Source organism: Acinetobacter junii CIP 64.5 (assembly GCF_000368765.1).
Taxonomy (GTDB): Bacteria; Pseudomonadota; Gammaproteobacteria; order Pseudomonadales; family Moraxellaceae; genus Acinetobacter; species Acinetobacter junii.
On record NZ_KB849659.1, the window covers coordinates 41,733 to 64,586 of the forward strand.

Consider the following 22,854-nt stretch of genomic DNA (forward strand, 5'->3'; position numbering starts at 1 on the left):
TCACGTGTGCTAAGTGGTTTTATTGGTGTTTGAGGCTGCATGGCTTGCACTTCAAGTGGGATTTTCTTTTTCTAAGGTGATGTGAATGCGTCAAATTCTTCAAGACATGGCGAATGGTGGAACAACGGTGACGGAAGCACCTGCACCCCAATGCACATCAGGACATGTGCTGATTGCGACGACTACATCGTTGATTTCCGCAGGCACCGAACGAATGTTGGTGGGATTTGGGAAAGCGTCTTTAATTGATAAAGCACGTCAGCAACCTGAAAAAGTCAAAATGGTTCTTGAAAAAGTGCAGACCGATGGTTTATTGACAACCTATGACGCAGTGAAATCAAAATTGGCACAACCTTTGGCTTTAGGTTATTGCAATGTTGGCGTGATTCATGAAATTGGGCATGGTGTCGACGGGCTGAAAGTGGGTGATCGTGTCGTATCGAATGGTCCTCATGCCGATGTGGTGAAAGTGCCAAAAAATCTCTGCGCGAAAATTCCAGATCAAGTCTCCGATGAAGCGGCCGCTTTTGCAGTTGTTGCCAGTATCGGCCTACAAGGAATTCGCCTTGCTGAACCGACCTTGGGGGAGTGCTTTGTCGTCACTGGTGCAGGACTGATTGGTTTATTAACCATTCAAATGCTCCGTGCAAATGGTTGTCGTGTACTGGCGATTGATTTTGACCAAAGCAAGCTGGAATTGGCGAAGCAATTTGGTGCCGAAGTGTGCAACCCTGGGCGTGGAGAAGACCCTGTTGCAACAGGGTTGGCATTTAGTCGTGGTTTAGGGATTGATGGCGTGATTATTACTGCCTCGACTAAAGTTAGTGACCCAGTAACTCAGGCCGCACGGATGAGTCGAAAACGCGGACGCATTATTTTAGTGGGTGTGACAGGTTTAGAGTTGAACCGTGCTGACTTTTATGAAAAAGAACTGAGTTTCCAAGTTTCATGTTCTTATGGGCCTGGTCGCTACGATGCCGAATATGAAGATAAAGGGCATGATTATCCACTTGGATTTGTACGTTGGACAGAACAACGCAACTTTGTAGCTGTTTTGGATATGTTGGCTGCAGGTACCTTAAATGTTGATCCTTTAATTACCCACCGATTTGATTTTGAAGATGCGCCACAGGCTTACAATGTGCTGACCGAAGATCAGGCAGGGTTGGGTATTTTACTCAAATATCCTTCAGCAATTGCCTCACGTCTTGGACAAAATGTGGTGTTGAAACCGATACAGGTTGAACCAGAGAATGCTGTAGTTGGTTTTATTGGAGCTGGTAATTATGCCTCACGTATTTTGATTCCCGCATTTAAGAAAGCTTCCGCACAACTTCATACCATTGTGACTGCTGGCGGAATTAATGGCGTCATTCATGGTAGTAAAACAGGATTTGCCGAAGCATCGACAGATCTGAACGCCATGTTACAACATCCAGAAATCAATACGATTGCGATTGTGACACGGCATAATAGTCATGCATCGATGGTGGAGAAAGTGCTTGCTGCAGGTAAACACGTTTTTGTAGAAAAACCGTTGGCGTTACATGTCGATGAAATTGATCGCATTGAACAATTGTATCAACAGCAAAGTACAACCGATCGTTATAGTCGTGTTATGGTAGGTTTTAATCGTCGTTTTGCACCGCAAGTGCAAAAAATGAAAGCCTTGCTTGACACAGTAAAAGAGCCAAAAAGTTTTATTATGACTATGAATGCAGGGGCGATTCCTGCAGAGCATTGGACACAAGATTTACAAATAGGTGGTGGTCGCATAATTGGTGAAGCGTGCCATTTTATTGACTTGATGCGTTTTCTTGCAGGTTCGAAAATTGTATCGATTCAGGCTCGTCGTATGGGTGAAACCGATGCTGTGCAGGTTCTAGAAGACAAAGCCTCAATGACGTTTGGTTTTGAAGATGGATCATTTGGTACGATTTTTTATTTGGCGAATGGTGCATCCAGTTTTCCAAAAGAACGCATAGAAGTCTTTACAGCAGGGCGTGTTTTACAGCTCGATAACTTTAGAAAACTGAAAGGTTTTGGCTGGCCTGGATTCAATAAAATGAATCTGTGGCGTCAAGATAAAGGTCAAGAGGCATGTGCGGCAGCATTTGTGGAAAGTATTCGACAAGGGCAACCGACACCCATCCCTGCTGATGAAATCTTTGAAGTCGCACGTGTGACTTTACAAGTTGCTGAAATATTACGAGCACAAACATGAGTCAACTCCAACTCAAGGCAAAGACGGCATGGGCATTAGGCTTTATGAGTCTATTTCGTGTATTGAAATATCGCTTGAGTGTAAGAATTGGGTTGAATTCTGTGCAAAAATTGACAGCACAGTTGCCTCGAGGCAATTTTTTTGCTTCGCCACGACCAAATGAAGAATCGGGTGCCACAGTAACGGATATACCTAATTGGTTTTATAATCGGTTTAGCCATCGTCAATTTAAAGATACACATTTACCTTGGTATCAAATTCCCGACTTTGATGAACAGATCGGTGACATTAAAGGAATTTGGGAAATTTCTCGCATGCAATGGGTGCTTGACTTTGTCGTGCGAGAGCGCAAACAGCAAGATGGTCTGGCCTTACTTGAGCTGGATTGTTGGCTGAATGATTGGTGTTGCAATAATCCAGCTTATTTTGGGCCGAACTGGAAATGTGGTCAGGAAGCATCGATTCGTGTTATGCACCTGATAGCTGCCTATCTTGGTTTACCAAATCGGGCTGATCCACAAATTCAATTATTGGACTTAATACACGTTCACTTGCAACGAATTTCCCCCACCATAGATTATGCGATAGCCCAAAACAATAATCATGGTACCTCTGAAGCCACCGCACTGTATATAGGTGGAGTTTTTCTCAATCATTTTCGACCATCATCACAAGCCAAGCAATGGCAAGATACAGGGCGTTATTGGTTAGAAAATCGGGCCAAATGCTTGATTATGGCAGATGGTGGTTTTAGTCAATATTCAGTCAATTATCATCGTGTAATGCTTGATTCTTATTGTCTAGCCGAGATTGTTCGTCGACAGTTTGACGATAAGACCTTTTCCATACGATTACAACAGCAATTACAACGTGCAACAGATTGGCTTCATGTGTTAACACAAGTACATGGGAATGCTCCCAATTTAGGTGCGAATGATGGTGCACGGTTGTTGGTAGTATCGGCAACCGATTATGCGGATTTTCGACCAAGTGTACAGCTAGCTAGCACGCTATTTGTGGGACACAGTTACTATCAAACTGCGGGCACGTATGATCAGGTATTGGTATTTTTTGCCTTAGAAAAAATGCAAAATCAGGCCTTTGAATTGCCGAGTAAGCAACAGTTTTTTCAGGACAGTGGCTTAATGACCGCTACAATCGGACCCTTTTTTTTGGCATTTAAACTACCGATCTTTCACTTTAGACCGAGTCAATGCGATAGTTTGCATCTGGATGTATGGTGGCACGGAGAAAACCTGTTACGTGATGGGGGAACCTATAGCTATAACTCTACCCTAGAAGATTTGGACTATTTTTCAGGAACAGCCAGTCACAATACCGTACAGTTTGATGATCATCTGCAAATGCCACGTTTGAGTCGTTTTTTATTTGGTGATTGGCTGAAACCCAAAAATCTTCACTATGCAAAAGATCATTGGCGTTGTGGCTATCAAGACGCTTGGGGTGGACAACATGAACGTGAGATTATTTTAACTCGTCATTCTATTAGGGTTATTGATCGTGTCTCTGACTTTAAGCGTCAAGCCATCTTACGTTGGAGACTACAGCCTGATCATTGGGTACTCACGCCAGACGGAGTAAGCAATGGTCAAATCATGTTGCAGCTTGAACGACCTCAGAATGCGCAAATGCATTTAATACAAGGCGAAGAATCTCGTAACTATTATCAAAAAAATCCATTACCTGTGCTCGAGATCACTGTAACACAGCCCACTACCATTGTGACCATTATCAAAGATTTGACATGAAAATTCTCTATTTCCATCAGCATTTTTCAACGCCAAAGGGATCGACTGGTATTCGTTCATATGCCATGGCACAAGCTCTATTACGTCAAGGACATCAGGTCACTATGGTGTGTGGTTCTTTTGGTGCAGGGCAAACTGGATTAAGCCAGCCTTTTGAAAAGGGTGTGCGTCGTGGCATAGTTGATGGCATCGATATTATTGAATTTGAATTGCCTTATTCTAATGCTTTGTCCTTTCTTAAACGCGTACTTATATTCTTAAGTTTCGCATTTAAGTCGATTCGCGTGGCACTCACCGAACCTTACGATGTGGTTTTTGCCACAACCACACCGCTCACAGCAGGTATTCCTGGTATTTTTGCAAAATGGCTACGTCGTAAAACCTTTGTATTTGAGGTGCGTGATTTATGGCCAGAATTACCCAAAGCTATGGGAGTGATTAAGAATCCCATCATTTTGATGATGATGTCTATGCTCGAATGGTTGTCTTACCATTCAGCCGATCGTTTAATTGGACTGTCACCAGGGATTGTGGATGGCATTATTGGTCGTGGTATTCAGCCTGAGCGTGTGGCCTCAATTCCCAATGGATGTGATTTGGATATTTTCGATCAGCCGATTGAGGTATGGCGACCAGAAGGAGTCAATCGCGGTGATTTGATGGCGATTTTTACAGGTACACATGGTCTAGCCAATGGTTTAGATGCAGTGATTGCTGTGGCAAGTGAATTAAAACAACGTGGACGGGATGATATTAAATTGGTGTTGGTCGGTGACGGTATGCAGAAACCAGCCTTACAACAACAGGCGCATCGCTTAGAATTGAATAATATTATTTTTCATGATCCTGTAAATAAGCAACAACTGGCGGCATTAATGGCAGGCGCCGATATTGGTATGCAAATTTTAGCCAATGTTCCAGCCTTTTATTATGGAACATCGCCCAATAAATTCTTCGACTATATTGCAGCTGCATTACCTGTATTGAATAATTATCCAGGATGGTTGGCGGAGTTGATTGAAAAAGAGCATTGCGGTTTTGCTGTGCCTCCCGATCAGCCGAAGGCCTTTGCGAATGCGCTAGAGAAAGCTGCGTCAGATCGTGATCAACTGAAGCGTATGGGACAAAATGGACAAAATGTTGCTAAGACGCAGTTTAATCGCGTGGCTTTGTCACAGCAGTTTGTACAATGGGTGACTGGAGCAAAACATGATTAAACGCTTATTAGACATCGTGATTGCTTTATTAGCGCTTATCTTACTTTCACCTATTTTAATTATGGTTGCATTACTTGTTCGTAAGAATCTAGGCTCACCTGTTTTATTTCAGCAAGAACGTCCTGGTTTACATGGTCTACCTTTTAAAATGATTAAATTCCGAACCATGAAAGATGCTTATAATGCCCAAGGTGAGGCATTACCCGATAGTGAACGTCTAACCGCTTTTGGAAAACTACTGCGATCCACCAGTTTGGATGAATTGCCTGAGCTTTGGAATGTGTTGAAAGGGGAAATGAGCATAGTAGGACCTCGACCGTTATTGATGGAATATTTACCATTGTATAATGCTGAACAGGCCAGACGACATGAGGTTCGACCAGGCATTACGGGTTATGCACAAGTGAATGGCCGTAATGCTATTAGCTGGGAACAGAAGTTTAAGCTTGATACATGGTATGTTGACCATCAATCGCTGTGGTTAGATATTAAAATTATGCTGAAAACGGTTAAAAAAGTTCTCATTCGTGATGGTATTCATGCTGAAGGAGAAGCGACCATGTCGAAATTTATGGGTTCGGAGTCAGGTAAGCATCATGACTAAACCTATTTATGCAATTTATGGCGCATCGGGGTGTGGGCGAAGTTTAATGCCTGTTGCGAGACAGCAATTACAGCGTGATGGATTAACCGCAGAACTCTATTTTATTGATGATCGTTTTGATCAGCCAACAGTATGGAATGGTCATCCTGCTGTAAATTATGCAACATTTCAGCAGTTGCAAGCGAGCTCTAAACATGTGGTTATTGCAATCGCGAACAGCCGAATTCGAGAAAAAATTGCTCTACAATTGCAGCAAGATGAGATCAAAATGTGGTCTATTTGTGCAGACAATGTGGTACTCATGGATGAAGTTGACCTAGGTGAAGGTTCAGCATTAAGTCCATTTGTTACAGTGACATCTAACATTCGTATTGGTAAGTGTTTCCATGCCAATTTATACAGTTATGTAGAGCATGACTGTTTGATTGGGGATTATGTGACTTTTGCACCAGGCGTCAAATGCAATGGTAATATCCATATTCATGACCATGCTTACATTGGTGCTGGAGCTGTGATTAAGCAGGGAACGCCTAATCAACCCCTCGTTATTGGTCAAGGTGCTGTGGTAGGTATGGGGGCTGTAGTGACTAAAAGTGTCCCAGCAGGGGTGACCGTTGTTGGTAATCCTGCACGAATTATGCAGAAGAAATAGTTGATAAACGAATTATTTGGAAGAACAAAATGTTAAATACCGCATTTGAACCTTGGCCAAGTTTTACGCCCGAAGAGGCAAACGCGGTACAGCAGGTTTTATTGTCGAATCGAGTTAATTATTGGACAGGACAAGAATGTCGTGAATTTGAAAAAGAATTTGCACATTATGTCGGCACACCGTTTGCGGTTGCACTGGCCAATGGAACTGTGGCATTAGATGTGGCGTTAAAGGCTTTAGGCATTGGCGCGGGCGATGATGTGATTGTCACTTCTCGTACCTTTTTGGCATCTGCTAGTTCGATTGTCACAGCAGGTGCAAATCCTATTTTTGCTGATGTAGAGCTGGATTCTCAAAACATTTCACGCCGTACCATTGAAGCGGTTTTGACAGATAATACCAAAGCGATTATCTGTGTGCATTTGGCAGGTTGGATGTGTGACATGGATCCCATCATGCAATTGGCTGAAGAAAAAGGCATTTATGTCATTGAAGATTGTGCGCAAGCACATGGCGCGATGTATAAAGGTCGAGCAGCAGGTTCGATCGGACATATTGGTGCATGGTCATTTTGCCAAGATAAAATCATGACTACAGGTGGTGAAGGTGGCATGGTTACTACCCATGATGAGCAACTTTGGAAAAAGATGTGGTCTTACAAAGATCATGGTAAGAATTACGACAGCATTTACCATAAACAGCATCCACCAGGATTCCGTTGGTTGCATGATTCATTTGGAACCAATTGGCGAATGATGGAAATGCAAGCAGTCATCGGTCGTATTCAATTACGCCGTATGTCTGAATGGACGCAAAAGCGTTATGAAAATGCTCAACAACTTTTTGATGTATTTAAGAAATCTCCCTACTTTATAGTCCATGAGCCTTCGGTAGATTATCAACATGCTTATTATAAATGTTACGTTCAGGTGAATACTGATGCATTACCTGAAGGCTGGTCGCGTGACCGTATTATGCATGAATTAAATTCTTTAAATGTGCCATGTTTTAGTGGCTCATGTTCAGAAGTGTATTTGGAACATGCCTTTGATGATACCCCTTGGCGTCCGCAGCAGCGTTTAGTCAATGCACAGAAACTAGGTGAAACCAGTTTAATGTTTCTTGTACATCCCACGCTGAGTAATGAGAATATGAATACAATGTTAGAAGCAATTCAAAAAGTACAGCAAATGATTGAATAGGGGATGTCCCAAAAATGTGATAAATGATGTGATAGCATCGTTTATCCCCAAATGACTCGTATTTTGTACCCCTTTGCCCAGAAGATACCTTGTGAAACAAATTATTGAACAACTTGATACCGCTCCACGTCCATTCAAACAAGCATTTTTAGTGCTATTGGATATTATTGCGTTACCAATTTTATTTTGGCTGTGTTATGTCATTCGTTTGCTCAATTTTGATGTCGAAGCTATGTCAGGGTTAGATTTTTGGTGGATATATCTTGATCTTATTGCGATTACTTTGTTTTGGGGACTAGGTATATATCGTTTTATTGTTCGAGCCTTTAACGAAGCATTTATTGTCAAGTTGGCATTGGCTGTATGTTGCATGATGATTGCTTTATATGCGATGAAAACTACCACGCCAGCTTTTATTCCAATGTCTATTCCGATCATGTTCGGTTTCATGATGTTTGCTTGGGTATGGTGCAGCCGTGCTTTAATTCGTTTTGTAGTAAATAATGCATTAGGTGTAGCACATCAACAGAAACGTATTGCAATTTATGGTGCAGGCTACGCAGGTCAGCAAATTGCAGCAGCTCTATTTCGATCAGATAATCATCTTCCTGTTTTTTTTATTGATGACTCACCATCTCTACAAGGTCAGATGCTCGGTGGTCTAAAAGTTTATTCATTAAAAAAAGCATTGGGTCGTCTTAAGCAACGTCATGTAGCAGAAGTATTATTGGCATTACCATCCGTAGGTCGCGAAAAGAAAGCACATATTATTCAGCAATTAGAGCCAGCACATTTAAAAATTACTGAATTTCCAGATTTGACTAAATTAGTCAATGGGGATATTCGAATTAATGATATTAGGGAAGTTGATATTATCGACTTATTAGGTCGAGACCCAGTACCGCCTATTTCGGAATTATTAGCTAAAAATATTAGTGGCAAAGTGGTCATGGTGACTGGTGCTGGTGGATCGATTGGTTCTGAACTTTGTCGTCAAATCATTAAGAATCAACCAAAACTTTTAATTCTATTCGAGTTAACTGAGTTTGCATTGTATAGTGTGGAAAAGGAACTCAATTCGCTTACAAGTTGCTCAATAGTGCCAATATTAGGCAGTGTTCAAGAACAGCACAAGCTTGAGCGAATTATAGAGCAATACCAAATTCAAACAATCTATCATGCAGCTGCCTATAAACATGTACCTTTAGTTGAATGCAATCCGATCGCAGGGCTAAAAAATAATGCAGTTGGTACAGCTAGTTGTTTAAATGCAGCAGTTGCAAAAGGGGTAGAAACTTTTGTCCTGATTTCAACTGACAAAGCCGTACGCCCAACCAATGTAATGGGTGCGTCGAAACGTATGGCAGAGTTGTATTGCCAAGCAATGGCTGAAACTCAGAAATCTACACAAATTAGTATTGTTCGCTTTGGTAACGTACTGGGTTCATCTGGTTCCGTAGTACCATTATTTAAGCAGCAAATTGCTAAAGGTGGTCCCGTTACAGTAACACACCCAGATGTAACACGATACTTTATGACTATCCCAGAGGCTGCGCAACTAGTCATCCAAGCAGGAGCTTTAGGGCAAGGCGGAGATGTCTTTCTACTTGATATGGGGGAATCGGTAAGGATTCAGGATTTGGCTCGACAAATGATTGCTTTGAGTGGTCTAACAGTTCGAGAAAAACCTACAGGTGATGGGGATATTGAAATTCAATATACTGGCTTACGACCTGGTGAAAAACTTTATGAAGAACTTTTGATTGACCAAGAAAATACAGAATATACTGAGCATCGTCGTATTTTACGTTCTTTTGAAAAATTTTATCCATTACATGAAATACAAGCAGTTTTTACAAGATTTGGTCAAATGACTGCTGTTGCTCAGGATATTGATTGGGCATTACTTCAACTTGAGTATTATGTAGATGGGTATCGCCGTAATAGTGAAATTCAAATCAATTAATTTATAAAAACTATTGAGTTGCATATTATCCTAAACAAACTCTTAGCGATTTAGCTTAACCAAAGAACGAAAAAACCGAGTACTAATCTCGGTTTTTTCGTTCTAGGATGAAAATTTTAATCTTCTTTATCATCCTTATGTGCAGTATAAGCATATGCATAGCTATAGCCATAACCCGCACCAACTGTTTGTTGGATGTCATTAAGAATGAAACCATTGACTTTAACATTGGCTTGTTCGAAACGATTCAATGTCAATTCTAGCTCTTTCATTTGCGTTTTAGCATAACGGGCAACAACTAAATTTACACCACTATATTGAGAAATAATAATGCCATCAGTAACAGCTAATACAGGTGGTGTATCAATAATAATATGGTCGTATTGAGTACGTAATTGTTCTAGTAACTCACCAAAATATGAAGTGCTTAACAGCTCTGAAGGAGATGCTGGACTCTTGCCTCGTGTGATCATATCCAAGTTTTCAACGCTAGTTTGATGAATTACTTGTTGTACATTAGCTTGATTGCTAATTAAATCAGCTAAGCCAGGTTTCACATCCAAGTTAAAATACTTATGCATGTAACCACGACGCAAATCAGCATCAATTAAAAGAATTCTCTTCCCGCTTTGAGCAAAGATAGTTGCTAAGTTTGTAGAAATGAATGATTTTCCAATTTCTGGAGCAGGACCAGAAATTGTAATAATATTATTTTTTGCATTAGCTAATGCAAAGTGAATCGCTGTACGAATACTACGCAGACTTTCAATTGCAATATCGTCACTTTGTTTCACTGCTAAAATTGGAATACTCTTTTTCTTTTTCAAAATACTCATACGAGTTTCTTGAACAGGGGAGCGAGGTACTGTTGCATATACAGGTAAGTCAAATTCATTTTCAATTTGAGATGAATCTTTGATACCTGAACGAAGCATATTGCGAGCAAGTGCAATTAATACACCGATAAATCCACCAACAAAAATAGATAGAATAAGCACAATAAGCTTTTTGGGTTTGATTGGTTTGATTGGTTCAACAGCGGTATCAACCACACGAACATTCCCAATCTCACCAGCTTTTGCAACACGAAGTTGTTGATAACTATTTAATAAGTTCGTGTAGAGAGATGTATTTACTTGAACATCGCGATAAAGCTGTAAGTATTGGCGTTGTAATTCAGGTAGACGCTTCAAAGTCGAGTTTAACTCTACAATTTTTTTATTGACAGTTTCTAATTGAGCATTAATTTCCCGCATTAATGGATGATCATTAGTATATTTTGCGGACATTTCAGCTTGCTTTTGTTCAAGCTCTGTTTTCATTGTTTCTAATTGAATGTTTTGTTTTAAGAATAATTCAGATTCTTGAGTAACATCAACAGTGTTATTCTGCTCACGAAATTGGTTAAACTTTCTTTCAGAATCTTCTAACTGCTGACGAAGTTCAGGCAATTGTTTATCTAGAAAACTTAAAGTTTGCTTTGATTCTAATGTTTTTCTTTCAATATTTTGTTCATGGTAAACTACCAAAATACTATTCAGAACTTGAGTAATATGCTCTGGGTTTGTTCCTTGATAACTTAACCCTAGAACCCCTGTCATTTTTCCTTTTTCAGCTACAGCATAACTTTTTTTAATAGCATCAACAGCTGTTGGTAAAGATAACTTTCTTATAGTAAATGTTTGCTCAAAAGGTTGCGAAGAATTGATATAAACATACCATTGACCTTTAGCATCATTTAAAGCACTTTCTTTTCCAGTTGTACCATTAAAAATGATATTATCTTTATAACTAAGGGTGAATTTATTATTTTTTTGAAACTGTAACTCAAGAGGTTTATCTAAATAATAATGAGGAACAATTAATTTTTTGATATGAAAAGATTTGTTTTGCTTAGAAAAAAAGACTCCCTGACTTGAATATTCTATTAGTGGTTTCTTGGTTGAAATTAAACGATGAATTAAACCATCCTGACTATCTTTTAGTTGAATATCCAAATTTAGATTGCTTATCACCTTGCCTAAAACCATACGAGAATTTAAAACTTCTGTTTCAGCATCAGCTAAAGACTTTTGACCAGAAATACCAGGAATACCTCCTAAGCTACCCAATAATGCTGCAGAAGCAGCGCCTTTACTATCTTCGACTTGAACTAAGGCATCAACTGAGTAAATTTCAGGTGTAGTTCGTAGAAATAATACTGCACAAATTAAGCTTAAAATAATACACAGAGCAATGATTTTCCATTGCGCTATTAAAGAGAAAAATAACTCTTTTAAATCAATTGTATCGTCGTTGAGATTTTGGTTTTGGCTCATGTTTATGCAACTACGTAAAATTAAATATGTGATTTCCAGTCAGATACATATGACTGTATATTCAAACAAGTTTCATTAAAAAAATCTTGATCATGTTGGTAAGGATCAGGAACATTTTTACCTTGCCAATGTCCTAATCTGAATACCTTACCCTTAGAAAAAGGCCATGTTTGCTCAAGATGCTTTTGTTGATTTTGACTCATTACAAGTATCAAATCAGCTTTCTTTATGTGATCTGCATTCAACTTTTTTGCAATATGTTGACGCATATCAATGTTAAAACTATCCATACACTTGATTGCTTTGTCGTCAGCAGAATGACCAACCAAACCAGAGATTCCAGCAGATTCTATTTCAATATTTGGATGATTTTGTTTGAGAAAATACTCGGCCATAGGGCTACGACAGATATTCCCAACGCAAATTACTAAAATATTACGAATTTGCATCTTTATTTACCCAATTGATTAAAAGTATAGAGGGTACTTGAGAAAGGAATAATTTGATTCATGACTCGTTGCCAGCGTGTTAAGCCAGTTGCATCGATATATACAATATCGTTTTTCTTCATTTCAAATTGATTGGCTAGCGCTAAATTACCGAAACTACTTAAATTAAGATGATAAATTGTAGATGATTTTGTGTTCAAGTCAGTACGCATTACATAGATGCGAGCTGCACTTGCAGAAGTAGGATTAATTCCCTCACTTTCACCGAGGACATCACTAAGCGTCATGCCTTGATCTCGAAGCGCTATTGCTTGGCTGCGACTGGACTCACCCATAACATAAAGTTTTTGATTTTGTTTAGTATTTACATAAATCGTATCATTTGGTTGTATGAGTAAATTATGTAAAGAATACCCTTTTTTTTCTAAACTTAATGTATTCAGATTGAAGGTTTTACCATTTCGTATAAGTTGAATGGAAGTGTTGTCACCTGTTTCTGTATTTACACCACCAGCCATGCTAAGGGCTGTATAAATACTAATGGGCTGATCGTTTAAAGTATATTGGCCACTTTTAAGCACCTGTCCATTTACAAAATAGCGCTTGCCTTCATAGGACAAAACCCGCGCTACAACATCAGGTGTTTTTAGAAAACGAGCATATTCAGAACGAAGAGACTGATTAAACTGAGGAAGTGTTTGTCCAGCAGCTCGTATTTTTCCTATCAAAGGTAAATAAATATATCCATTAGTGTCGATAGGATAACCTACAGCTTTTATGTTTGTTGCATCTTGAATTGGTGGAGTAATTTCAGGATAAGCCCACAATTGTATAGAGAGTACATCACCTGCGCTAAGTCTATATTGCGTATGATTTTTATTAAATAAAGCTGAAATATTTACTGTATCATTTTGTGTCAGATTATTATCTGATTTCGGAAGATTAGATTGTGTTAAATGAACAACGGAGACTTCAGCACCCTGATCAGTTTTATATTGACCTTGGTCTGGAATGTCATAGGTTTGTAAACCAGAAGTGATGGCACAACCAGAAAATGAAACAGAAATAGCTAAAATTACTAACAGTGGTGTGTGAGGATACTTCACATTCAAAACCCTTATTTTGTATTACGTTGTTGCTTAAAAAATACTTAGAATCTAATTCTTGAACGCAAATTGTAAGCTAAAAAAGATAAGTTGGGTATCATAAAAATGTAGGTATTTTTATTTACGCAAGGCTACTTCACTAACAAATTCTGATAAATTCTGATAAAGTCTGAATTTGTTTGCGCAAGTGTAGGATTAGTGTTTATTTGAATTATTGATTTTTTCTGTTTCAACTCTAATAGTGTTTTTCAAATTAAGTTTTAAGCTAGCGTATAAATGCTTGAGTCAAAGTAGTATTCATCTGTGAAAATATTTCAAAAAATCAAAAGTAAAGTTTTTACGAATGCTTTATGGATGATGTCTGAAAAGTTAATTTCGATCTTTGGTCTTATTTTTGTGACTTCATTTGTTGCTCAATATATTGGACCAGAAAACTTTGGTAAGCTAACTTTTGCAAGTTCGATTTTTGCAATTATTCAAACGATCGCCATGCTTGGGTCAGAAAATATTATTTTTCAAAAAACTGCAAAAGATCGTAAACTTGGCGAGTATATTATTGATTCAACAAAAAAAATTAGGGATATTTTATATTTAAGTTTGTCATCATTGACTCTGTTGTACGTATATTACTTTGCTGACCACATGACATTTGTTTTTTCTATTGCAACAAGTGTAGCCATTTACTTTGCTGTACATGATGTATATACAATTTATTTTAATGCAATTTTACAGTCAAAAATAAATGCATATTGCAATATCTTAGCACTGATTATCTCATTGATTGTAAGGTATTGTATTGCGAAGTTTCAGTTGGCAATTGAATTGTTAAGCTTACCTATTGTTCTCATTACAATGATCCCATTTTTAATTAGAAAATATGTATATTCAAAAATTAAAGTCATTGATCATGAAATTGCTGTAAAAAAATTCAAGCGCTATCGAAAGCTTATGCTAGGCATAGGACGTAAGCTCATTTTTTACTCTTTGTCAGTTGCGGTTTTTACAAAGACATCACAATTGTTTCTTGGTCTGAAATCTCAGTATGATCTCGGGATTTATACTGTGGCAATGACTTTAGGGAATAGTTTTTATTTTGTTCTTGTCTCAATTATCTCATCATATTTTACACAAGTCTATCTTGAGAAAGATTTTGAAAACAGCCAAAATATGGTTGCAAAATTGAATGTAGTAATTATTGCGATATGTTTATTGGTGATGGCATTTTTTGCTATAACTGGGAGCTATATTGTCAATTGGCTATACGGTGAGCAATATGCAGGTGTGAATGATATTTTACTCTTTACTGTATTGGTTACTTTATTTTCAGGTTTGTCAACAATAGCTGAGAAATATTTGTTGAAATTTAATGCTTATGATTATTTAAAGAAAAAAACACTTTATCTGGTCGCATTCAATATTGTATTAACTGCTTATTGTGTTTATCAATGGGGGCTGAATGGGGCAGTTTTCGCTATTTTACTCACAGAAATCATGTCATTCACGGTATTTAATTATTTTTATCAAAATAGAATCATACTCGATACTCAAAAGCGAGTTTTCTTAATATCAACATATAGAAATAGGCAAAATCAATGATCAAGCTGAGTGTGATTATTCCAATTTATAAAGTGGAAAACTACATTATAGAGTGTTTAGAGAGTGTATGCTGCCAACTTGTAGAAGGTGTAGAAGTTATTGTGGTGAATGATGGTACACCTGATAACGCTATGTTGATGGCTTGTCAATATATATCTGAAAAATATAATCATTTAGAAAAGCAATTTGTTTTTATAGATCAAGAAAATCAAGGGTTGAGTGGAGCAAGGAATACGGGGATTTCAGTTGCGAAAGGAGAATATATAGCTTTTTTAGATTCAGATGATAAGCTGAGTAATAATTATATTGAAGAAATTCTTAAAGTACTACAGTTAAATTTAGATATTGATATTATTCAATTTGATGCTTTGAGATTTAATAATAGTGGATCAGTATCTTTATTTCTAAAACCTTTAGAGTACCTTGGTAAATATCAATTAGATAATAATATTTATAAATTTATTTTTTCGAGTGCATCTTGGTTTGCTTGGTTAAGAGTATATAAAAGGAAGTTATTTGATATATATAAATTCCCTGTGGGAAGAAACTATGAAGATGCTTACCTAATTCCAAAAATTTTTGCAATTAGTAAAAATATTTATTTTTTAAATAGTCAATTAATTTGGTATCGTGAAAATTTGCAAGGGATTAGTAATACATTCTCTTCAAAAAACATTGATGATCTGGAGTGGGTTGCAACAGATATGTTAAGAAGTTTTAACTATGATGCTGATTATTATCAGTATTCAATTTTGCCAATTTTTAAGCATCTACTTAATATAAGCTATAATAATGAAGAAAAAAATTACTTTATACAGAGAAGTAATTGCTTTAAAAAAGAATTTAGAAAGTCAGCTTTAAGTAGTAAAAATAACTTTAATCTTAAAAATAAGTTTTTTTGTTTTTTTCCTGTAATTTTTATTTTTATTCTAAATTTAAAGCATAGGTTTTGAAAAAATTTTATGAGAATTCAGTCATCTAAGGTTTTAATAAACTATATTTTTTATTTATTATCATTGTTTTTTGTTATTTATTTAGTTAATGTTGTTCCTGATGATTTGGTCTGGGATAGGTTTAACTATTATGTTTTTTTTGATAATTCAAGTGATTATTTGCAAAGAATGGAGGGGGTTAAAGATTACCTGAGAGGAGAGTATGTTTTTCATTATTTAAATAATTTTATTTATTCTATGACAGGAAACCCTGTTTATACAAAAATTTTTTATTTAACATTTATTGCTTTTGGTTTTACCTTTTTACTTTTTTATCATTCAAAAAATATTTTTATTTACTTACTTTCGTTGTTAATTAGTTTTTTTATTTTACCTTTAGTTCATTTAAATATCGTTGCTTTACGGCAAGCATTTGCTTTGTATATATTTTTGTTTTTTTTCTCTTTTTGTAAGAATAAGAGAATAAATCTTTTTGTTTTGTTTTTTGTTTCATTGATACATAATTCTTTTTTCTATATTTTTATTATTTACTTTATAAACTTTTTTATTATAAGTGAAGGGAGATCATTTAATTTTAGGTTGTTATTAAATGGCGTTTTTTTTCTTACAACAGCCTTTTTGTTTATAATTGTTGGTCAGATTTTAGGGTTTTCTCAGATTACTGATGTGTACTCTTTATATGGGGCTAGAGGGGTTGGTGCAACTTTTTTATTTGTACTATTTATTTTCATTATTTTTTATTCATTTTTTAAAGATGATCGTAGTAATAAATTTTATATTTTGTTAATGCTTGGTTTGTTAAACTATTTGATATTTAGTATTTTTGTTAATGCTTCAATTGCTGCAAGATATTATGAAATATATTTGCCTATTATTTTTATATTTTTAGCTTCTAAATTTAATAGAAAATCATTAATAGTTTTTCTTATTTTGTTTTTATTTTATTTTATGTTTCACTTTTCCGTTGAGAATTTAAGGAGCGTATATAATATAAATACTAATATCTTTGATTATATATTTTAGGATTATGTTATGAATAGCTTATGTTTTTTTATAAGTAATTTTAACTCTTCAGGTGGAACAGAACGGGTTACAGCAACTGTTTCGAATGCGTTATGTGCCTTGGGTTTTGAGGTTCATATTCTAAGTATTGTTAAAGATGAAAAAGACGTTTTTTATTCCGTTGACCCAAATGTTTTAGTATCTAATTTAGGATTTCCACCAAATTCATCAAAGAAAAATTTTTTAAATATTTGCTCTGAATTAAGAAAATATCTTCTAATAAATAAAATTAATAATTTAATTATAGTTGATAGTTTATGTGCAAGTTTTGCCTTTTTTGCTACTAGGCTTTTAAACATTAATGTTATTTGTTGGGAGCACTTTAATCTTGAATTTAAAGATAAATCTATCCTTAGATCTCTAGGTCGATTTTTAGCCTCCATTTCTTGTAATCACATTGTTACTTTAACAGATATGGATCAAAGGGATTGGGAAAAAAAATATAAATATTCTAGAAATAAAGTCTCTGTAATACCTAATCCTATAGCCTTTGATGTTAGACCTAAAGAGTTTAATCAAAAAAAATTTATAGCTTTAAGTATTGGGCGCCTTTCTCCTGAAAAAGGGTTTGATGATTTAATCACTATTTGGGCTGACTTTATACAATATAATAAGGATGCTACATTAAATATTATCGGTAATGGTGTGGAAAAAAATAGACTTATAGCACTTGCTGAAAAATATAATCTTACAAAAAAAAATCTTAACTTTTTGTCATCTACAAAGGAAATTGATAGGTTTTATCAGGATGCTACAGTATATTTAATGTCATCTCATTCTGAAGGATTGCCAATGGTTTTATTAGAAGCGCAGGCTTTTGGTGTTCCAATTATTACTTTTGAATGTGGTCATGGCGTTAATAAGATTGTTAAAAACTCTTATAATGGTTATGTCGTAAAAAATAGAGATAAAAAAATATTTTGCCAAACTCTTGCGGATTATATGAATCTATCTGAAGAAATGCTAAATACGTTATCTAAAAATAGTAACACAGTAGCATCTGACTATGAAATAGGTCAAATTAGAGAATTATGGGTTGGGCTGTTAAAATGAAAGAACTAATGAAAATTGCATTTTTATTACCATCTTTAAAAAACTTAGGTCCTATTATTGTCGTGAAAGATATTATTGATGGTCTATTGAAGAATAAAAATGTATCTGTGACTGTTTTTTATTTTGATGATTTCAAAGAAGATATTTTGGATTTTAGTGTTAATTGTATAAAAATAAGTTTTTTTCATAAATTTGATTTTAATGGTTTTGACATTATACATACTCATGGAATAAGACCAGATTTATATACAAAAATACATAAATTTGATAGTTTTTTAATCTCAACCCAACATAATGTGATCTATGATGAGTACATCATTAATAATTCTTTTTTGAAAACTAAAGCTATAGAATCTATTTGGAAATTTGCACTTACTAATAAGAATTTAGTCATATCGATAGGAGGTACAGCTAGTAATTACTATCGTAAACTATTGCCTAATAATAAGGTTGTTAATGTGCCAAATGGTAGAACTATAGCTAATAATCAAGGCTATGGATGTTCTGAAGATGATGTTGCAAAAATAAAGGTTTTAAAAGAAAGATATACTTGTATTGGAACTTGCACACGCGCAATTAAACTAAAAGGTCATGCTCAGATTATACAGGCTTTACCTAACTTACCTGATTATTGTTTTGTCCTAATTGGTGATGGTGGATATATTGAATTTTTGAAAAAATTAGCTTTGGACTTAAAAGTAGATGCTAGATGTTTATTTTTGGGTTATCGTAAAAATGCTACTGAATATTTGAATTTATTTGATATATATGCTCAGACTTCTTACACTGAAAGTATATCCATTGCTTTACTTGAGGCAGCTGCTGCAAAGAAAGCTGTTGTTTGTTCGTTAATACCATCAAATACTGATGTCTTTCAAGAAAATGAAGTCGTTTTTTTTAATTTAGATGATATTGATAGTTTGACTCAAGCTTTTTTAAAAGCGAGAATATACAGAGAAGTTTTAGAAACTAATATCTATAAAAAATATAAGGCTGAATATACATCTGAAGTTATGATTGAAAAATATCACAATTTGTATAAGGGTTTGATGAATGAAATTTAGCATACTGCTTTCTTTATACTATAAAGAATCTCCTGTTGCATTGAATCAATGTTTTTTAAGTATTTGGCAAGAACAAAGTATTCATCCTAATGAAATAATTTTGGTGTTAGATGGTGATATTGGCGTTAAATTACACCGAGTTATCGATAGTTGGAGGTTAAAAATAGGTGATATTTTAAAAGTAATCCCTTTATCCAAAAATATCGGATTAGGTCAAGCCTTAAATGAAGGGTTGAAGCATTGCACCAATGAGTGGGTTTTTCGAATGGATACAGACGATATCTGCAAACCTGATCGTTTTGAAAAACAAATATCTTTCATCAAAGAGAATCCTGATGTTGTATTATTTAGTGGTCAAATATTAGAGTTTGATAAAGACCCTCAAAAAGCTAATGTTTTGAAATCTGTGCCTATATTACATGAAGATATTGTTAAATTTGCACAAAAGAGAAGTCCTTTTAATCATATGGCTGTTGCTTATAAGAAATCTGTAATAGATAAAGTTGGTGGATATCAGCATCATTTATATATGGAAGACTATAATTTGTGGTTAAGAGTTATTGGAGCTGGCTATAAAGTAGGTAATCATCCAAATGTATTATTATATGCACGAGTAGGTAATGGTATGCATGCTAGACGTAAAGGTTTGGAATATATAAAAAGCGAAAAGCAGTTACTAGATTTAAAGAAAAAACTAAAGTTACAGCCTATAATATATGCTAATGTACTTTTTTTAGGTAGATCAGCGTTACGTCTTCTGCCTGCGAATCTTTTAGGTAAAATATACAATACTTTTTTACGAAAGAAAGTTGAAAATAGAGTGGAATTAGAATGAAACGTTTGGTAGATATTGTTATTGCATTAATTGCTTTACTTTTGCTATCCCCGATTTTTCTATTAGTTGCATATAAAGTTCGTCAAAATCTAGGTTCCCCGATTTTCTTTTATCAGGAACGCCCAGGACGAAATGGAAAACTCTTTAAAATGATAAAATTTCGTTCTATGAAAGATGCTTTTGATGAGTATGGTAATCCATTACCCGATGAAAAGCGCATAACCCCATTTGGTCAAAAACTTCGCTCTACAACACTTGATGAAATGCCACAATTAATTAATGTGTTAAAAGGAGATATGAGTATAGTTGGTCCACGTCCTCAACTTGCTGAATTTTTAAATCATTACACTCCTGAACAAATGCGCCGACACGAAGTGAAACCTGGTATGACGGGTTTGGCTCAGGTGAGTGGTCGAAATAACTTGGATTGGGAAGAAAAGTTTAAGTTGGATATAAAATATGTAGAGTCACACAATATACTTTTAGATTTTAAAATTATGTTTAAAACAGTAGTTGTGATGATTAGAAAAGAGGGCATAAATGCTCCAGATCAAATTGTTGGTGCAAGTCGTTATTCAAGTGAAGCAGTCAAAAAGTAAAAACAGATATTTAGTTTGGATATAGAGTTATTATGATCAAAAAAGCAATTTTGCCTGTTGCAGGTTTAGGTACACGTTTCTTGCCAGCAAGTAAATCGATTCCTAAAGAAATGGTGACTGTTGTAGATCGCCCTGCGATTGAGTATGTTGTTCGAGAGGCCGTTGATGCAGGTATTGAACAGATTATCTTAGTCACGCATTCATCTAAGGCATCTATTGAAAATTATTTTGATCGAAATTTCGAGCTTGAAACGACGCTGGAACAAAAAAAGAAATTTGATTTATTGAAAGAAATTACCGATATATTACCTCAACATATCAGTGTTGTAAGTGTACGCCAGCCGCAACCATTAGGTCTGGGGCATGCTGTACTTTGTGCGAAAGACATTGTAGGTGACGAAGCGTTTGCAGTTTTGTTGCCTGATGTGTTGGTTAAAGACCATGCAGCTGAAAATGATTTATCGTTGATGATTCAGCGTTTTCAACAGTCTCAAGCAGCACAAATTATGGTTGAAGCAGTGCCTGATCATTTAGTGGATCAGTATGGCATCGTAGATGTTGCACAATCACCGAATGAAGGTGAAAGCATTATCATGAACGGTATTGTAGAAAAACCCGCAGTAGGTACAGCACCTTCAAATTTATCAGTTGTTGGGCGTTATATTTTGCCAGCTAAAATCATGCAATTATTGCAAGATACACCTAAGGGGGCTGGTAATGAAATACAACTCACTGATGCAATTGCAAGCTTGCAACAACTTGAGGCTGTAGAGGCTTATCGAATGAAAGGTCAAACCTTTGATTGTGGCAGTAAGATTGGTTATCTTAAAGCAGTATTGCACTATGGTATTGAGCATCCAAAGCTAGGTGCTGATTTTAAGGGCTTAATTCGTGAGTTAGCCCTGTAATTTAGGGTTAACGGTTATGAAAATTGCAATATTTGGCAATACTTTATATGCGGGAGTAATGTCCGTACTTTTATCTGAATCTGGACATCAGGTTTTTTGGTGTTCAGATACTCAAAACAATCAAAATAATTTGCAATATGCATTTCATGATGAGAATGTTAATCAACTATTAGAAAAACAATTAAAGAGTGGCTTTTTGAACTACGCAGCTCTTTCTGAGTTGCCATTAGATATAGATGGGTATTTTTTTAGTTTTAACCAAACCCAAGAAACTTTCGTTTTTCAGTTGCTTGGTAGGCTAAAGCAGCGAAATATTATCCATCCAAAACTCATGATTAATGCATCTACTTTTGGTCTGCATGGTACTGAAAAAATGCAGAAAATACTTGCAGAGGATGATTGGGTATATTTACCTGACACAATCCAAGAAGGTAATGCTTTGCAGAGCTTAACCCAAGCTAAGCAATTGATCGTGGGCTGTTTGGATCATCGTGCTCAATGCAAGGTTAAAGAATTATTAAGACCTTTTTTTCCTTTGGAACAGCAATTTTTGTTTATGCCCATCCTAGATGCCGAGTTTACTAAACTTAGCATCTCAGGCATGTTGGCGACCCGTATTAGTTACATAAATGATTTGGCTGTAGTCGCTGAAAAACTTGGAATAGATATTGCCTCAGTACGTCAAGGCATGGCTGCAGACAATCGTATAGGCTCTGCTTATTTATCACCTGGAGCGGGGTTTGGTGGTGAAAACTTTTCCCATGATGTTTTGACATTGGCCAGTACTGTAGCAAATACAGGAGTTAAAAGTCAGTTACTCGCACAAGTTTGGGATATTAATGAGCAGCAAAAAGAAATTCTGTTCCGTAAATTATGGAATTATTATCATGGTGATTTGCAAGGTAAAACAATAGCGATATGGGGGGCTTCCTTTAAGGAAAATACCTCCAGTATCCAACAATCACCGATCCATCACATGCTAAAAGCACTATGGGCACAAGGTGTTACAGTCCATTTGCATGATCCACAGGCTTTAGATGAAATTGAAATGATTTATGGGCAACGCTCAGATTTGATTCTCTGTCAAAATCAATATGAAGCTGTTCAGAATGCTCATGCCCTTTGCCTTTTAACGGCGTGGAAACAATACTGGAGCCCTGATTTTAAGCGATTGCAGCAGCAGATGGAGCATCCTTTGATTTTGGATGGGCGTAATATCTATGACCCTCATTATGTGAAAGCACAAGGTTTTGCTTATGTAGGCGTGGGGCGTTAAT

General features: G+C 35.9%; 18 protein-coding genes and 1 pseudogene. 16 read left to right on the top strand and 3 right to left on the bottom strand.

Going from position 1 to position 22,854, the window contains the following annotated elements; translation table 11 throughout:
* The first annotated feature begins 85 nt into the window (after positions 1–85).
* The 7 genes and pseudogenes from F948_RS15245 to F948_RS15275 form a co-directional block, all read left to right on the top strand.
* Positions 86–2,224: a bi-domain-containing oxidoreductase gene (locus tag F948_RS15245; RefSeq protein ID WP_004966943.1), complete on the top strand. Its 2,139-nt coding sequence runs from the start codon at positions 86–88 to the stop codon at positions 2,222–2,224.
* The gene (locus F948_RS15250; RefSeq protein ID WP_004966945.1) at positions 2,221–3,993 is read left to right on the top strand and encodes a heparinase II/III domain-containing protein; all 1,773 of its coding nucleotides are present in this window, start codon (positions 2,221–2,223) and stop codon (positions 3,991–3,993) included. Before F948_RS15245 ends, F948_RS15250 begins: the two co-directional genes overlap by 4 nt.
* Entirely contained in the window at positions 3,990–5,210 is a 1,221-nt protein-coding gene (locus F948_RS15255; RefSeq protein ID WP_004966947.1) for a glycosyltransferase family 4 protein, read from the top strand. The genes F948_RS15250 and F948_RS15255 overlap by 4 nt, the downstream gene beginning before the upstream one ends.
* Positions 5,203–5,814 (top strand): sugar transferase, encoded by a 612-nt coding sequence (locus F948_RS15260; RefSeq protein WP_004966949.1) that lies wholly within the window; start codon positions 5,203–5,205, stop codon positions 5,812–5,814. The genes F948_RS15255 and F948_RS15260 overlap by 8 nt, the downstream gene beginning before the upstream one ends.
* On the top strand, positions 5,807–6,466 hold the full coding sequence (locus tag F948_RS15265; RefSeq protein WP_004966951.1) for an acetyltransferase: 660 nt from the start codon (positions 5,807–5,809) through the stop codon (positions 6,464–6,466). The genes F948_RS15260 and F948_RS15265 overlap by 8 nt, the downstream gene beginning before the upstream one ends.
* Positions 6,467–6,495: 29 nt before the next feature.
* Positions 6,496–7,668, top strand: coding sequence for a DegT/DnrJ/EryC1/StrS family aminotransferase (locus F948_RS15270; protein WP_004966954.1), 1,173 nt, complete (start codon positions 6,496–6,498; stop codon positions 7,666–7,668).
* A gap of 298 nt (positions 7,669–7,966) precedes the next feature.
* A pseudogene (locus F948_RS15275) lies at positions 7,967–9,634 on the top strand (polysaccharide biosynthesis protein); the annotation flags it as partial.
* Positions 9,635–9,750: 116 nt separating this feature from the next.
* Here F948_RS15275 and F948_RS15280 read toward each other — a convergent pair.
* Genes F948_RS15280 through F948_RS15290 form a run of 3 tightly spaced genes read right to left on the bottom strand, consistent with a single transcriptional unit; the run spans position 9,751 to position 13,507 of the window.
* Positions 9,751–11,952 (bottom strand): polysaccharide biosynthesis tyrosine autokinase, encoded by a 2,202-nt coding sequence (locus F948_RS15280; protein WP_004966958.1) that lies wholly within the window; start codon positions 11,950–11,952, stop codon positions 9,751–9,753.
* Between the two features lie 20 nt (positions 11,953–11,972).
* Entirely contained in the window at positions 11,973–12,401 is a 429-nt protein-coding gene (locus F948_RS15285) for a low molecular weight protein-tyrosine-phosphatase (RefSeq protein ID WP_004966960.1), read from the bottom strand.
* Between the two features lie 2 nt (positions 12,402–12,403).
* Positions 12,404–13,507, bottom strand: coding sequence for a polysaccharide biosynthesis/export family protein (locus tag F948_RS15290; RefSeq protein WP_004966961.1), 1,104 nt, complete (start codon positions 13,505–13,507; stop codon positions 12,404–12,406).
* A gap of 354 nt (positions 13,508–13,861) precedes the next feature.
* Between F948_RS15290 and F948_RS15295 the strand changes: the two genes are divergently transcribed.
* From F948_RS15295 to F948_RS15335, 9 genes are read left to right on the top strand one after another with little or no spacing between them, the layout of a single operon-like run.
* Complete coding sequence (locus tag F948_RS15295; protein ID WP_004966963.1) at positions 13,862–15,103, top strand: oligosaccharide flippase family protein; 1,242 nt, start codon at positions 13,862–13,864, stop codon at positions 15,101–15,103.
* The gene (locus F948_RS15300; RefSeq protein WP_004966965.1) at positions 15,100–16,056 is read left to right on the top strand and encodes a glycosyltransferase family 2 protein; all 957 of its coding nucleotides are present in this window, start codon (positions 15,100–15,102) and stop codon (positions 16,054–16,056) included. Before F948_RS15295 ends, F948_RS15300 begins: the two co-directional genes overlap by 4 nt.
* A 9-nt stretch (positions 16,057–16,065) precedes the next feature.
* On the top strand, positions 16,066–17,079 hold the full coding sequence (locus F948_RS15305; RefSeq protein WP_004966967.1) for an EpsG family protein: 1,014 nt from the start codon (positions 16,066–16,068) through the stop codon (positions 17,077–17,079).
* A 9-nt stretch (positions 17,080–17,088) separates the two neighbouring features.
* A complete protein-coding gene (locus F948_RS15310; RefSeq protein WP_004966968.1) occupies positions 17,089–18,171 on the top strand; it encodes a glycosyltransferase family 4 protein in 1,083 nt (360 codons plus the stop codon).
* Positions 18,150–19,235 carry a glycosyltransferase family 4 protein gene (locus F948_RS15315; RefSeq protein ID WP_004966971.1) on the top strand — a complete coding sequence of 362 codons (1,086 nt, stop codon included), beginning with the start codon at positions 18,150–18,152 and terminating at the stop codon, positions 19,233–19,235. The genes F948_RS15310 and F948_RS15315 overlap by 22 nt, the downstream gene beginning before the upstream one ends.
* The gene (locus F948_RS15320) at positions 19,225–20,070 is read left to right on the top strand and encodes a glycosyltransferase (RefSeq protein WP_004966972.1); all 846 of its coding nucleotides are present in this window, start codon (positions 19,225–19,227) and stop codon (positions 20,068–20,070) included. The genes F948_RS15315 and F948_RS15320 overlap by 11 nt, the downstream gene beginning before the upstream one ends.
* Positions 20,067–20,669, top strand: coding sequence for a sugar transferase (locus F948_RS15325; protein ID WP_004966973.1), 603 nt, complete (start codon positions 20,067–20,069; stop codon positions 20,667–20,669). Before F948_RS15320 ends, F948_RS15325 begins: the two co-directional genes overlap by 4 nt.
* Positions 20,670–20,701: 32 nt before the next feature.
* Positions 20,702–21,577 (top strand): UTP--glucose-1-phosphate uridylyltransferase GalU, encoded by an 876-nt coding sequence (gene galU / locus F948_RS15330; RefSeq protein ID WP_004966974.1) that lies wholly within the window; start codon positions 20,702–20,704, stop codon positions 21,575–21,577.
* Between the two features lie 16 nt (positions 21,578–21,593).
* Complete coding sequence (locus tag F948_RS15335) at positions 21,594–22,853, top strand: nucleotide sugar dehydrogenase (RefSeq protein ID WP_004966975.1); 1,260 nt, start codon at positions 21,594–21,596, stop codon at positions 22,851–22,853.
* Position 22,854: the final 1 nt, after the last annotated feature.